Here is a 12,752-nt window from a genome sequence, read left to right as displayed (position 1 = left end):
TTTTCAATCCGCTGCTCTACCAACTGAGCTAACTGGCCATCACTGCTACGCTTTCGCGTCATCAGAGCCACGCATTTAATCAGAGCCAGCTTGCCGCGTCAAGATTTTTTTCAAATACCGCTTTAAAGCCCTGGCACTCAGCCGTCACGCCGCTTTGCGTTGCGGCATTGGCTGCTGCACTAAACGGCATCCGGCTGCTGTGCCGGGTGTGCAGCCTGTACCGCTGGCAGCGCGCTCAAGGCCGCATCCACCCGCACGATATGCGGGAAAGCTGCCAGATCCACGCCGAAACGCCGCGCGGCAAATACCTGCGGCACCAGGCAGGCATCCAGCAAGCCAGGGGTATCGCCACAGGCATAAGTGGCTGGCTGGCTGGCCAGCTGCAGCTCCAGCGCAGTAAAGCCGGTGGCAATCCAGTGACGTATCCATTGGGTTTTCTGCGCATCGTCCTGGCCCAGCTCGGTCTCCAGATACTTAAGCACACGGGCATTGTGCAGCGGGTGGATATCGGCACAGATGCTGAGTGCCAGTGCACGCACGCGGGCGCGTTCCATGCAATCGCTTGGCAGCAAGGCCGGGGTATCCGGATAGGCTTCGTCCAGATATTCACAGATAGCCAGCGACTGGCTCAGCAACTGGCCATTATCCAGCAGCGCCGGCACCAGCCCCTGTGGGTTGAGTGCCAGATAGGCCGGATCGCGCTGCTCACCCTTGAGCAGATTGACCGGCTGCTGCCGGTATTGCAGGCCTTTGAGATTCAGCGCAATACGCACCCTGTAGGCCGCACTGGAACGGTAGTAGCCGTACAGCACACGCTCAGTCATTGCCCATCACCCGCTGATCGATACAACCGAAAATCGACTGTCCGCTGGCATCCAGCATTTCGATACGGACATGATCACCCGGCTGCATGAAAGGCGTGCGCGCTGCGCCGCCCTCGATGATTTCAATCATGCGCTGCTCGGCGAGGCAGCAAGAGCCGGTGCTGCGGTCGTGATTGGAAATGGTACCGGAGCCGACAATGGAGCCGGCCGCCAGCTGGCGGGTTTTCGCCACATGCGCCACCAGCTGCGCAAAACTGAACTGCATCTCCACCCCGCATTGGGGTTCGCCGTACAAGGCCCCGTTGTATTCCACGCGCAGTGGCAGATGCACCTTGCCATCGCGCCAGGCAGCACCCAGCTCATCCGGGGTAACTGCCACTGGGGAAAAGGCGGTGGCAGGCTTGCTCTGGAAGAAGCCGAAGCCCTTGGCCAGCTCGGCCGGAATCAGATTGCGCAGGGTGACATCATTCACCAGCATCAGCAGGCGGATATGCCCGGCGCAATCGTCAGCCTGGCTACCCAGCTGCACGTCATCGGTAATCACTGCCACTTCGCCTTCAAAATCCAGCCCCCAGCTGACATCGGCCAGCGGAATGGCGGCATGGGGTGGCAGGAAGGCGTCCGAGCCGCCCTGATACATCAGCGGGTCGTGGTAAAAGCTGGCCGGCACTTCGGCACCGCGCGCCTTGCGCACCAGCTCGACATGATTGAGATAGGCACTGCCATCGGCCCACTGGTAGGCACGTGGCAAGGGGCTATGGCAGGCGGACTGGTCGAAATCGACAGCCCCGTTAACCGGCCCCTGGTTCAGCGCGACATAGACCTCCTGCAAGGCCGGTTCACAGCGACTCCAGTCATCCAGTGCGGCTTGCAGGCTGGCGGCGATATGCGGTACGGCGACGGCGCGGGTGAGATCGCGGCTGACGACCATCAGCTGGCCATCGCGGGTGTGATTTTGGTAGGTGGCTAGTTTCATGTGTGTTCTTTCTGCTCACCGACCGGCCTTGGCCGGTCGCGGGAGGCGATCAGGGGATGATGCGGCTCAGGCCTTGGGCTTCCAGCTATCGACATAGCCGGCCCACTCTACCGCTGGCAGGCCGGGGCCCTGCTCCAGTGCACTGCGGGTATCTATCATCACCGCCACTTCGTCGGTGAATTTCTTCGGCTCGGTCATGGCCTTGGCAAAAGCCTTGGGATGCGGGCCATGGGTGAAACCGGCCGGATGGAAGGTGAGCATGCCGGGCTTGATATTGTCGCGGCTGAAGAAGTCACCAGCGTGATAGAAGATGACTTCGTCGTAGTCGTCGTTGTTGTGATAGAACGGCACCTTCAATGCGCCAGGGTCGGATTCAATCGGGCGCGGCACAAAGGTGCAGACCACAAAACCATCCGCCACAAAGGTGCTGTGTGCCGATGGCGGCAGATGGTAACGATGGCTCATCAGCGGGCGGATGTCGCGCCAGTTGATACGCGCCACCGCGATATTACCGTGCCAGCCGATGGCATCCAGCGGATTGAAAGGGTAAGTCACGGTGGACAGCGCATTCAGGCGCTTGATCACCACCTGCCACTCGTCCTCGGTCTGCTGCGCCTTGAAGGCATCGTCGATGGCCGGCACATCCAGCATGGCCTCATCGAAAATCGCGTGCGGCCCCACCAGTCCCTTGTCCGGCAACTGGTAAGCGCCATTACTGGCCTCGATCAGCAGCATGGTGGTGGTGTCGGCCGGCTCGATGCGCCAGCTGGTGGAACGCGGAATCAGGATGTAATCACCATCGCGATAGCTCAAGTGGCCATAGTCGCAAAACAGCTCGCCGCTGCCGGCATGGATGAATAACAAATCATCGCCATCGCCATTGCGGAACAGCTGGGTCATGGCCTGGCTGCAGGTCCAGATACGGAATTGGCACTGGCTGTTATGCAAGACCAGCGGCGCGCCCCACGGAGCCGCCGTTTCTTTGGGCAGGTCATTCAAATCAAAGGCACGTGGCTTGAGCGGGCCTTCCCAGGCCGACCAGCCGGTGGGCGGGTGCTTGTGATGCAGATGGGTGGCCGGGCCGAAAAAGCCGCTACGCCCGACTTCGCGTTCATAAATGCCTTCGGCCGGCAGATCGGCATGAGCCTGACGGGAAATTGTCCCTTCCCGGTGCGGGAAACTTATCCATTTGCGCATGGGCCATTCCTTGCCATATGGCGCAGCAAGCGCCGCAGGCTGTCGATTTAGCGGAGCGGCGCGCAGTACCAGGCTGCGCGCCACGCAGTCACTGTCTGGTTCAGTCGGCCTTCAGCACGCCACGGCGGATCTGGTCTTCTTCGATGGATTCGAACAGCGCACGGAAGTTGCCCTCGCCAAAACCTTCATTGCCCTTGCGCTGGATGATTTCAAAGAAAATCGGCCCGATGACGGTTTCGGTAAAGATCTGCAGCAGAATGCCGGCGCCTTCGACCGGCGCGCCGTCGATCAGAATGCTGTTCTTACGCAGGCGGGCCAGATCTTCACCATGGCCGGCCACGCGGCTATCCACCTTGTCGTAATAGGTGTCCGGCGTATCCAGGAAACGGGTGCCGGCGGCTTTCAGCGTTTCCACCGTCTGGTAGATGTCGCGCGTGGTCAGCGCGATGTGCTGGATGCCTTCGCCATGGTATTCGCGCAGGAATTCCTCGATCTGGCTCTTGTCGTCGGAAGACTCATTGATGGGGATGCGGATCTTGCCGCAGGGGCTGGTCATGGCCTTGGATACCAGGCCGGTCAGCTTGCCCTCGATATCGAAATAACGGATTTCGCGGAAATTACCGATGCCGGTGTAGAAATCCGCCCACTTGCCCATATTGCCGCGGAAAACATTGTGGGTCAGGTGGTCGATCTCAACCAGGCCGACACCAGCCGGGAACTGCTCGACCCCCTCCAGCGGCAGGAAATCGACATCATAGATATTGTGCGACGGGCCGTAGCGATCAACGAAATACAATGCCGAGCCACCAATGCCTTCAACCGCAGGAATATTCAGCTCCATCATGCCGATGGGGCGCACGTAGGGCTTGGCACCGTGGGCCAGCGCATAGTCGTAGGCCTTGGCGGCATTCTGGACGCGCCAGGCCATGGCACAGGCCGACGGGCCGTGCACCTTGCCAAATTCATTGGCCGGCTGGGACGGTTCACCATTCAGGATGAAATTGATGTCGCCCTGGCGGTACAGGCTGACATTCTTGCTGCGATGGCGGGCCACTTCGATAAAACCCAGCGACAGGAACAGCTGGCGCAGATCGGCAATGCCTTGCTCGGTGGGGGCGGTGTACTCGACAAACTCGAAGCCGTCGGTCGCCAGCGGGTTTTGCAGCAGTGCTTCCATTTTCATCATTTCTCCTCTTTATCCATTGGCAGTGCCGACCTGGATCACAAGCCGGCCGCCATGGCTGATGTGCAATACGGCAAGGGTCACAACCGGCCATGCAAGGCAGCAGGAGTCAAGGCGGGGGACAATGGACAAAGCGGAGGAACGGGCAGCGTATTGGCTAGTCAGCAGGCAGCCCCGCAGGGCAGCGGTGCACGCAACAGACCAGCCTCAACAAGCCGGATGTGGCAGAGGGTACCGCTGGGATGGACCATGCCATGCGACAGCCAGCGCCATCGCCTTTCCCTGGCGGCACGATTGTGTGTGTCTCACCGGGGCTCTCCTCTATCTTTGCCGACATTATCCAGTGATCTCGCGCCACCGTGTAAAATGTCCGGGTTAGGCTATTTATTCTAGGGAAAATGCCTGGCAATTTTCTTGCAAACATTCCCCAGACAAACAATAACTAGAAATATAATTTCAAAAAATTCAAATCAGAGGAGTTTACATGCCAAGTCTTACGCTAGATAAGACAGACTTGCGCATCCTGTCAGAGCTGCAGCTCAATGGCAGGTTGACCAATGTGGAGCTTGCGGAAAGAGTGGCCCTCTCTCCCTCACCTTGCCTGAGACGTCTCAAGCAACTGGAGGAGTCCGGTGTCATCCGCCAATATGTCGCCCTGCTCGACCCGGCCAAAATCGGCCTCGGTTTGCAGGCCTACGTCCGTGTCGTGCTGGAGAAGCGTGGCAATACCCATGTGCAAAGTTTCATCGATGCCGTCCAGCGCTGGCCGGAAGTCATCAATTGCTTTGCAATGACCGGGGAAATGGACTACCTGCTGCAAGTTTATTTTGAAGATCTGGAACATTTCTCGCGCTTTGTCATGGATGAGCTGCTACAACAGCAAGGCGTGGAAGATGTGAAATCCAGCTTTGTCCTGAAAGAAATCAAGCGCACCACTTCGCTACCGCTCAGCCAGCTCAGAAGTCTGTGAGCCGGCATGCCTGCCTGAGTCGCTGCGCCATCCGATATATCCTGGAGGAATAAACAAAGGCCCCGGCATGAGCATGATCCGACGACTGCACATTCTGCCCCTGGCTGTTGCAATAATGTTGCACAGCACGGCATGGGCGTTTTCGGTCACTTTCATTTCGCCGGGGCGTCATGACGAAGCGTATTGGCTCAGTGCAACGCGGGCCATGCAGGCGGCGGCACAGCAACTGGATATCCAGCTGGAGGTGTTGTATGCCGAACGCGACCCATTGCAGATGGTCAAGCTGACCCGTGCCGTCACCCAGCGCCGCCACAAACCTGACTACCTGCTGCTGGTCAACGAAAAACTGACCGGCCCAGCCCTGCTTTCACTGGCCGATCAGGCCGGTATCCCCTGTTTTCTCAGTTTCAACCAGCTCACCCCCACCCAGTTGCGCAACAGCGGCCTGCCGCGGCAAAGGCTGAAACACTGGCTGGGCTCGCTGGCGCCGGACAATGCCACCGCCGGCACGCTCACCATGCAGGGGCTGCTGAGCGAGGCCAGCCGCCACTTTCCCGCCGGCACGCCACTGCATGTGCTGATGATGGCCGGCGATCACGCCACTCCGGCTTCCAGCGAACGAGTGGCTGCCGCCCAGCGCGTGCTGGCGTCCCATCCGGAGGTGCGGCTGACGCAGCTGGTTTATGGCGAATGGGAACGCCAGCGCGCCATCCAGCAAGGGCAGTGGCTGTTGCAACGCTATCCACAGATCAATCTGGTGTGGGCAGCCAATGACGAAATGGCCTTCGGTCTGGAAGAAGCCATCCACCGCAGCGGCAAGCAAGCCGGCCGCGAGGTATTGCTCAGCGCCATCAACAACTCACAGCAAGCCATGCGCGAACGCCAGCAAGGCCGGCTTAGCGCCCTGGCCGCCGGCCATTTCATGACCGGTGCCTGGAGCCTGGTGCTGCTGTACGACTATCAACACGGCCGCGACTTCGCCAGCGAAGGCCTGCAGCTGCAACCGGCCATGTTCAGCGCCATTTCCGCGCCACAAGCCCTGCACTTTCAGCAACGATTTGCCGATAATGATTTCAGCAGCATCCGTTTCAGACAGTTCAGCAAATTTGCCAATCCGGCCCTGCAGCACTACGCCTTTCGCTTCAACATGGTGCTGGACTAGCAGCTGCTGACACGATGCGCACTACAGGACGCGTGCTGCCGCCTTGCTAGCCGGCATGACCGCCGCGGGCCGTACCCTGGTACTGTCTGCGCCGGCGCGACTTGCACCACGGACGCAATACCATTTTGTGAGCCGCTCTTAACAAACTCTGCCGTGCAGCATCGCGCTAACAGGCCATAGGAGCTGGCACATGCCAACCCGCAGACTCACCCGCCAGCTGATCTGGCAGCTGCTGCTGTATACCTTGTTGTTCGGGGCTGTGGTGACCGGCCTGAAAGCCGCACTGGTCTGGCGCAACGGTCAGCAGCAGATGGATGCCATACCGGCCACGGTATCGCGCCTCTATCTGCCGCTATTGAGCCAGAGTGCCTGGGATGTCGATATTCCGGCCATCCAGCTGCAATTACGGCTGATCGCGCAGATTCCCGGCGTACAAAGCGTGGTCCTGCGCACCGAGCTGGGCCAGTCGCTACGCTATGACAACCCGGAACAGGGCGGGCAGGACAATAGCGGCCAATACCAGTTGCCCCTGCGCTCGCCACACAGCATGGAGGCAATTGGCAGCCTGCAGCTGACAGTCTCCCGCCAGCACATCTACAGCGCCATGCGCCAGGAAGTGGCCAGCGCCACCCTGGCCTTCCTGCTGGGCTTCTTCGGCCTGGCCCTGCTGCTATGGCTGCTGTTCAACCGCCGGCTGGTACGCCCGCTGCAAGGCATGGCGGAAATCGTGCGCAACTATCAGCCCGGCATGCAGCTGCCACCGCTACTGCCCGGCCAGCAGCACGGCCAGATCGACAATGAGCTGAGCGAACTGGCGCAGGCTTTCCGCAGCATGAGCAACAATATCAGCCACCACCTGCAGGAACGGCAGCGGATCGAAAACGAACTGGCCAGCCACCGCGACCAGCTGGCCGGCCTGGTGACCGCACGCACGCGCGAGCTCAAGCAGCTGCTCAGCTTTCAGCAACTGATTGCCGGCATTTCCACCCGCTTCATCAATATTCCGCTGCATGACATCGATCAGGCCACCCAGATGGCGCTGGGCGAGATCGGTCACTTCATGCAGGTGGAGCGCTGTTATCTGATCAGCTTTGCCGATGACTGGCTGGTCAATACCGTGCACGAATGGTGTGCTTCCGGCATCCAGCCCACTACCCACGCCCTGCGGGGCCAGAGCATGTTGCAGCGCAGCTGGGCCTGTCAGCAATTGCAGGAGCATGGCCTGCTGTCGCTGGACAATCTGGACGCGCTGCCCGAGCACGCCATGCTGGAACGCCAGGAGCTGGAAGAACACGGGGTACAAAGCCTGTTCATGCTGCGCATCGATCACATGGGCCGGCCGGTGGGGCTGTTCGGCTGCGACATGGTGAGCCACCCGCGCCAGTGGCAGGGCAAGGAGCAGCAACAGGCGCGCCTGCTGGGTGAAACGCTGGCCAATACCATCATCCGCCGCCAGCAGCTGCAGGCACTGGGCCTGGCTCAACAGCAGCTGCACGCCGCCAATGCCGATCTTGCACGCATGGCCTTCAGCGACGGACTGACCGGCATTGCCAACCGCCGCCATTTCGACGAGCAGCTTGGCCTGTGCTTCCGTGAGGCCCGCAAGCAAGGCAAGGCCCTGAGCGTCTTGCAGATCGACATCGATTTTTTCAAGCAATTCAATGACAGCTACGGCCACCTCGCCGGCGACCAGTGCCTGCGCCAGGTGGCGCTATGCATACAGGCGCAACTTCCCGCCGCCACGGATCTGGTGGCGCGGGTTGGCGGTGAGGAGTTCGCCGTGCTGTTGCCGGGCTACCAGGCCACGGCGGCCGCCACGCTGGCCGAAGCCATCCGCCAGGCCGTCTGGCAGCTGGCCATTGCTCATGGTCGCAGCAGTGCCGGCGACCGGGTCACCATCAGCATCGGTGTGGCCAGCCTGCAAGGACCGCCACAGTCCGAACACCAGTTGATGCGCGACGCCGACAAGGCGCTCTATCTGGCCAAGCACCGGGGGCGCAACCGGGTGGAAACGGCCACCGCCCATGCAGGAACACCCCAGGGCAATTGATCTGCGACCTCGCCCGACCATGAAAAAGCCCGGCAATGCCGGGCTTTTTCATGATGGCGCGGTAGGGATTACAAACCCAGTCGCTGCCATACGGTGGAGACCAGGCCAGCCTGGTTCAGGGTGTAAAAGTGCAAGCCCGGTGCACCATTGGCCAGCAGGCGGTCGCACAACTCGGTCACCACATCCAGGCCCAGGGCGCGGATGGAGGCCGTGTCGTCATAGTAGGACTGCATGCGCTGACGCAGCCAGCGCGGCACTTCGGCCCCGCACATATCGGAGAAGCGGCACAGCTGGCCAAAGTTGGCAATCGGCATGATGCCCGGCACGATGGGAATGTCCACGCCGCGCGCCTGCGCTTCGTCGACAAAGCGGAAGTAGGCATCGGCATTGAAGAAATACTGGGTCATGGCCGAGTTGGCACCGGCCTTGACCTTGCGCACGAAATTGTTCAGGTCGTCCTCGGCCGACTTGGACTGGGGATGGAATTCCGGGTAGGCCGCCACTTCGATATGGAAATGCTCGCCGTGCTCGCTGCGGATGAACTCCACCAGTTCGTTGGCATAGCGGAATTCACCGGCCGCCACCATGCCGGACGGCATGTCGCCACGCAGCGCCACAATGTGGCGGATACCGTGATTGCGGTATTCATTGAGAATGGCGCTGATGTTTTCCCGGGTCGAACCGATGCAGGACAGGTGCGGCGCGGCGGCATGGCCTTCGCTGCGGATTTCCAGCACGGTGGACAGGGTGCCATCGCGGGTGGTGCCGCCGGCACCAAAAGTCACCGAGAAGAATTGTGGCTTGAACTGCGCCAGTTGCTGGCGCGTGGTACGCAGCTTGGCCACGCCTTCGGGGGTCTTGGGCGGGAAAAACTCGAAGCTGAAGGTTTTTTTCGGTTCGTTCATGATCGTCTCTGTCCCTGCTCGTGGCGGCAGGCTGTGTTCTGGTACTGCAGCATGGCGGGCCTGCCGTGGCCTGCCGATAAAAAAACGGACAGGTGCATTCTACCCTGCCCTGTCCGTTCGCCTTACAGCCCGCTATCAATAACGATAGTGCGCCGGCTTATAAGGACCCTGCTTGGGCACGCTGATATAAGCAGCCTGCTCGTCGGTCAGCTCGGTCAGATTGGCACCGATACGCTTCAGGTGCAGGCGGGCCACTTTTTCGTCCAGATGCTTGGGCAGCACATAGACTTCCTTGCCGTACTTTTCACCGTGCTGGAAGATCTCCATCTGCGCCAGCACCTGGTTGGTGAAGGAGTTGGACATCACGAAGCTGGGGTGGCCGGTGGCGCAACCCAGGTTCACCAGGCGGCCTTCGGCCAGCAGGATGATGCGCTTGGCCGGTTCATTACCCTGGGCCGGGAAGATGATGTGGTCTACCTGCGGCTTGATATTGTCCCACTGGTATTGGCGCAGGCTGGCGACTTCGATTTCGCTGTCGAAGTGGCCGATATTGCACACGATGGCGTTATTGCGCATCTTCACCATGTGATCATGGGTGATTACCGACACATTGCCGGTGGTGGTGACAAAGATGTCGCCCTGGTCGGCCACGTCATCCATGCGTACCACGCGGTAGCCTTCCATGGCGGCCTGCAGCGCGCAGATCGGGTCCACTTCGGTGACCCATACCGTGGCACCCAGGCCACGCAGGCTCTGGGCGCAGCCCTTGCCCACATCGCCATAACCCAGCACCACCGCTACCTTGCCGGCGATCATCACGTCGGTGGCACGCTTGATGCCATCCACCAGCGATTCGCGGCAGCCATACAGGTTGTCGAACTTGGACTTGGTGACCGAGTCGTTGACGTTGAAAGCCGGGAAAGGCAGGCGGCCTTCCTTTTGCATCTGGTACAGGCGATGCACGCCGGTGGTGGTTTCTTCGGTCACGCCCTTGATATGCGGCAGACGCTTGGAATACCAGTGCGGGTCCACTTCCAGATAACGGGCAATGGCGGCAAACAGCGCGGTTTCTTCTTCATTGGCCGGGTGGCTGATCACGCTGCGATCCTGTTCGGCCTTGCTGCCCAGCATCAGCAGCAAGGTGGCGTCGCCGCCGTCGTCCAGAATCATGTTGGCTTCCTGACCGGCCGGCCATTCGAAGATCTTGTGCGAGAATTCCCAGTACTCGTCCAGGCTCTCGCCCTTGAAGGCAAATACCGGGATATTGGCAGCGGCAATGGCTGCGGCGGCGTGGTCCTGGGTGGAGAAGATATTGCAGGAAGCCCAGCGTACATCGGCACCCAGTTCAACCAGGGTTTCGATCAGCACGCCGGTCTGGATGGTCATGTGCAGCGAACCGGCAATGCGCGCGCCGCGCAGCGGCTTCTGGTTCGCGAACTCTTCGCGCAGCGCCATCAGCCCGGGCATTTCGGTTTCGGCAATTGCCAGTTCCTTGCGCCCCCAGGCGGCAAGGTTGATGTCGGCTACATGGAAATCGGTGAATTCAGCCATCGTGCAAAGTCCTTTTACACGCCGGCCAGAACGCGGCTCACCCGCTATTCCGGCTTCGGCACGGAGTTTAGTCAGGTGAGCGCCGTTTGCAAGAAGCCCGAGCCTGGGGATGAACCTCGCAGCGCTCCTCGGGAGTGCCGTAATTATACCTAGAGACGCAAAAATGTGAATGAAACTTCTCTGGCAGGGGTTACACTGGAATATTGCCATCCGCATAGTCACATTGCATAGAGAAGCGCATGTCCTTTGTTTTCACCACCATTTCAGCGACTGCCGGCCTGGCTGCACTGAGTGCGGCCACCATCGGCATCCTGGCCTGGGAGCGACGCCAGGTGACCGGCGCACGCTATCTGGCCTGGCTGATGCTGGCAGTGACCGTATGGGCTGGCGCAGCCATGCTGGAATTGTCTTCTTCCTTGCTGCACGAGAAAATTTTCTGGTCCAAGGTGGAATACCTGGGCACCCTCAGCGCGCCGGTGTTGTTTTTCCTGCTGGCGGCAGACTACAACCAGCTGGACAAGGCGCTGCGCCTGCGCAGCATCGCCACGCTCTTCGTCATCCCCCTGCTCAGCCTGGCACTGGCCATCAGCAATGAAAAACACGGCCTGATCTGGAGTAGTTACCAGGCCTCACCATCCGGGCACAACCTGCTCATTTTCAACCATGGCCCCTTGTTCTGGCTGCTGGTCGCCGGCTATTCCTATCTGATGATGCTGCTGGCTTCCTTGCTATTGCTACGCACCCTGCACTTTTACCCACCCCATTACCGCGGCCAGTCGCTCATCCTGATGCTGGGCGCCATTGTCCCCTGGGTCGGCAATCTGCTCTATCTGTCGGGCAACATCCCACTACGCGGGCTGGACCCCACCCCCTTGTGCTTTGCCATCACCGGCATGGTGTTTGCCTTCGACCTGCTCTACCTGCGCATGCTGTATGTGGTCCCCATCGCTCGCGGCAATGCCTTCAATGCCATGGGGGATGGCATCGTGGTGATTGACCCCAACAAGACCGTGCTCGACATCAACCCGGCAGCCGCCAACCTGTTTGGCAAGCCGGCTGCCGTATTGTGTGGCCAGCCGCTGCAGATTGCCGCACTGCTTGCCGTCGCCGATCAGGATGGAGCCCATCAGGTGGAACTGAATGGCCCGGGCTCACGCTCCATTCTGGAGGTACGCGCTTTTCCCATCAGGGAGTCGGGAGTCACCCTGGGCGGCCGCATGCTGGTGCTGCGCGACATCTCACGCCAGCGCCGCGCAGAGGAGGCCTTGCATCAGGCTTATATGCAGTTGAAAAACCGCATCGATGAAATCGAAACCTTGCAGGACACCCTGCGTGAACAGGCCCTGCACGACCCGCTGACCGGACTCTACAACCGCCGCTACCTGGAGGAGACGCTCAGCCGGGAAATCAGCCGGGCAGAACGGGAACAGCAGCCGCTGTCCTTTGCCCTGATCGATCTGGACAATTTCAAAGGAGTGAATGATCGCTACGGCCACATGGCTGGCGATCAGGTACTGTGTGCGCTGGCCGACCTGCTGCGCCGCCATTGTCGTCAGGCGGATATTGTTTGCCGGCTGGGCGGCGAGGAATTCATCGTGGTACTGCCTGCGGCCGACCAGCGGAACAGCTGGATGCGGCTGGAACTGCTGCGCCGGCGCTTTTCCGATTTGCGCTACCGAGTGGAAGGAGTGGAATTTTCTTCCACCTTTTCCTGTGGCATTGCCTGCTACCCCAGCGACGGCAATAGTTTCTCCAAACTTTACCAGCTGGCAGACATGGCCTTGTATGAAGCCAAGGCGCATGGCAAGAACCAGGTCAGGCTGCATGGCAATCCGCTGCAGGACCTCACCGACATTCCCTTGCTGCAAGCCCATATGGTCAGCAAGGAGCCATAAAAAAACCGGGAAAGCATCCCGGTTTTTCATGGTACATCT

General features: G+C 60.2%; 10 protein-coding genes and 1 riboswitch. Of the genes, 4 read left to right on the top strand and 6 right to left on the bottom strand.

Translation table 11 applies throughout. From position 1 onward, the window contains the following. Window positions 1–179 precede the first annotated feature (179 nt). From maiA to hppD, 4 genes are all read right to left on the bottom strand, one after another. Window positions 180–824: a maleylacetoacetate isomerase gene (maiA, locus tag EAY64_RS08025; protein ID WP_103524253.1), complete on the bottom strand. Its 645-nt coding sequence runs from the start codon at window positions 822–824 to the stop codon at window positions 180–182. Further along, complete coding sequence (locus EAY64_RS08020; protein ID WP_103524252.1) at window positions 817–1,800, bottom strand: fumarylacetoacetate hydrolase family protein; 984 nt, start codon at window positions 1,798–1,800, stop codon at window positions 817–819. The genes maiA and EAY64_RS08020 overlap by 8 nt, the downstream gene beginning before the upstream one ends. Before the next feature lie 66 nt (window positions 1,801–1,866). Further along, window positions 1,867–2,997, bottom strand: a complete 1,131-nt coding sequence (locus tag EAY64_RS08015) for a homogentisate 1,2-dioxygenase (RefSeq protein WP_103524251.1) — start codon at window positions 2,995–2,997, stop codon at window positions 1,867–1,869. A 100-nt stretch (window positions 2,998–3,097) separates the two neighbouring features. After that, on the bottom strand, window positions 3,098–4,180 hold the full coding sequence (hppD, locus tag EAY64_RS08010) for a 4-hydroxyphenylpyruvate dioxygenase (RefSeq protein ID WP_103524258.1): 1,083 nt from the start codon (window positions 4,178–4,180) through the stop codon (window positions 3,098–3,100). A gap of 484 nt (window positions 4,181–4,664) precedes the next feature. Between hppD and EAY64_RS08005 the strand changes: the two genes are divergently transcribed. The 3 genes from EAY64_RS08005 (at window position 4,665) to EAY64_RS07995 (ending at window position 8,362) form a co-directional block, all read left to right on the top strand. Continuing rightward, window positions 4,665–5,150, top strand: coding sequence for an Lrp/AsnC family transcriptional regulator (locus EAY64_RS08005; protein ID WP_089085887.1), 486 nt, complete (start codon window positions 4,665–4,667; stop codon window positions 5,148–5,150). Window positions 5,151–5,223: 73 nt separating this feature from the next. After that, complete coding sequence (locus EAY64_RS08000) at window positions 5,224–6,312, top strand: ABC transporter substrate-binding protein (RefSeq protein ID WP_158604638.1); 1,089 nt, start codon at window positions 5,224–5,226, stop codon at window positions 6,310–6,312. 190 nt (window positions 6,313–6,502) lie between these two features. Continuing rightward, the gene (locus tag EAY64_RS07995; protein WP_103524249.1) at window positions 6,503–8,362 is read left to right on the top strand and encodes a sensor domain-containing diguanylate cyclase; all 1,860 of its coding nucleotides are present in this window, start codon (window positions 6,503–6,505) and stop codon (window positions 8,360–8,362) included. A gap of 68 nt (window positions 8,363–8,430) precedes the next feature. On the opposite strand, the gene metF is transcribed toward EAY64_RS07995, so the two are convergent. Together metF and ahcY are read right to left on the bottom strand one after the other, a co-directional pair. Beyond that, window positions 8,431–9,267, bottom strand: a complete 837-nt coding sequence (gene metF, locus EAY64_RS07990) for a methylenetetrahydrofolate reductase [NAD(P)H] (protein ID WP_103524248.1) — start codon at window positions 9,265–9,267, stop codon at window positions 8,431–8,433. Window positions 9,268–9,402: 135 nt separating this feature from the next. Then, window positions 9,403–10,818, bottom strand: a complete 1,416-nt coding sequence (ahcY, locus tag EAY64_RS07985; protein WP_103524247.1) for an adenosylhomocysteinase — start codon at window positions 10,816–10,818, stop codon at window positions 9,403–9,405. Window positions 10,819–10,888: 70 nt separating this feature from the next. Then, a riboswitch (S-adenosyl-L-homocysteine riboswitch) is annotated at window positions 10,889–10,953 on the bottom strand. 104 nt (window positions 10,954–11,057) lie between these two features. Between ahcY and EAY64_RS07980 the strand changes: the two genes are divergently transcribed. After that, window positions 11,058–12,713 carry a histidine kinase N-terminal 7TM domain-containing diguanylate cyclase gene (locus EAY64_RS07980; protein ID WP_103524246.1) on the top strand — a complete coding sequence of 552 codons (1,656 nt, stop codon included), beginning with the start codon at window positions 11,058–11,060 and terminating at the stop codon, window positions 12,711–12,713. Window positions 12,714–12,752: the final 39 nt, after the last annotated feature.

Origin of the sequence: Aquitalea palustris (assembly GCF_003693445.1) — a bacterium.
GTDB classification, from domain to species: domain Bacteria; phylum Pseudomonadota; class Gammaproteobacteria; order Burkholderiales; family Chromobacteriaceae; genus Aquitalea; species Aquitalea palustris.
Note: the sequence above shows the minus strand (reverse complement) of the source record. Positions and strands in the feature narration are given on the sequence as shown.

Coding starts and splice junctions, on each gene's coding strand:
- metF (WP_103524248.1), bottom strand. CDS start 9,267: ATGAACGAACCGAAAAAAACCTTCAGCTTCGAGTTTTTCCCGCCCAAG.
- maiA (WP_103524253.1), bottom strand. CDS start 824: ATGACTGAGCGTGTGCTGTACGGCTACTACCGTTCCAGTGCGGCCTAC.
- ahcY (WP_103524247.1), bottom strand. CDS start 10,818: ATGGCTGAATTCACCGATTTCCATGTAGCCGACATCAACCTTGCCGCC.
- EAY64_RS08020 (WP_103524252.1), bottom strand. CDS start 1,800: ATGAAACTAGCCACCTACCAAAATCACACCCGCGATGGCCAGCTGATG.
- EAY64_RS08000 (WP_158604638.1), top strand. CDS start 5,224: ATGATCCGACGACTGCACATTCTGCCCCTGGCTGTTGCAATAATGTTG.
- EAY64_RS08005 (WP_089085887.1), top strand. CDS start 4,665: ATGCCAAGTCTTACGCTAGATAAGACAGACTTGCGCATCCTGTCAGAG.
- EAY64_RS08015 (WP_103524251.1), bottom strand. CDS start 2,997: ATGCGCAAATGGATAAGTTTCCCGCACCGGGAAGGGACAATTTCCCGT.
- EAY64_RS07995 (WP_103524249.1), top strand. CDS start 6,503: ATGCCAACCCGCAGACTCACCCGCCAGCTGATCTGGCAGCTGCTGCTG.
- hppD (WP_103524258.1), bottom strand. CDS start 4,180: ATGAAAATGGAAGCACTGCTGCAAAACCCGCTGGCGACCGACGGCTTC.
- EAY64_RS07980 (WP_103524246.1), top strand. CDS start 11,058: ATGTCCTTTGTTTTCACCACCATTTCAGCGACTGCCGGCCTGGCTGCA.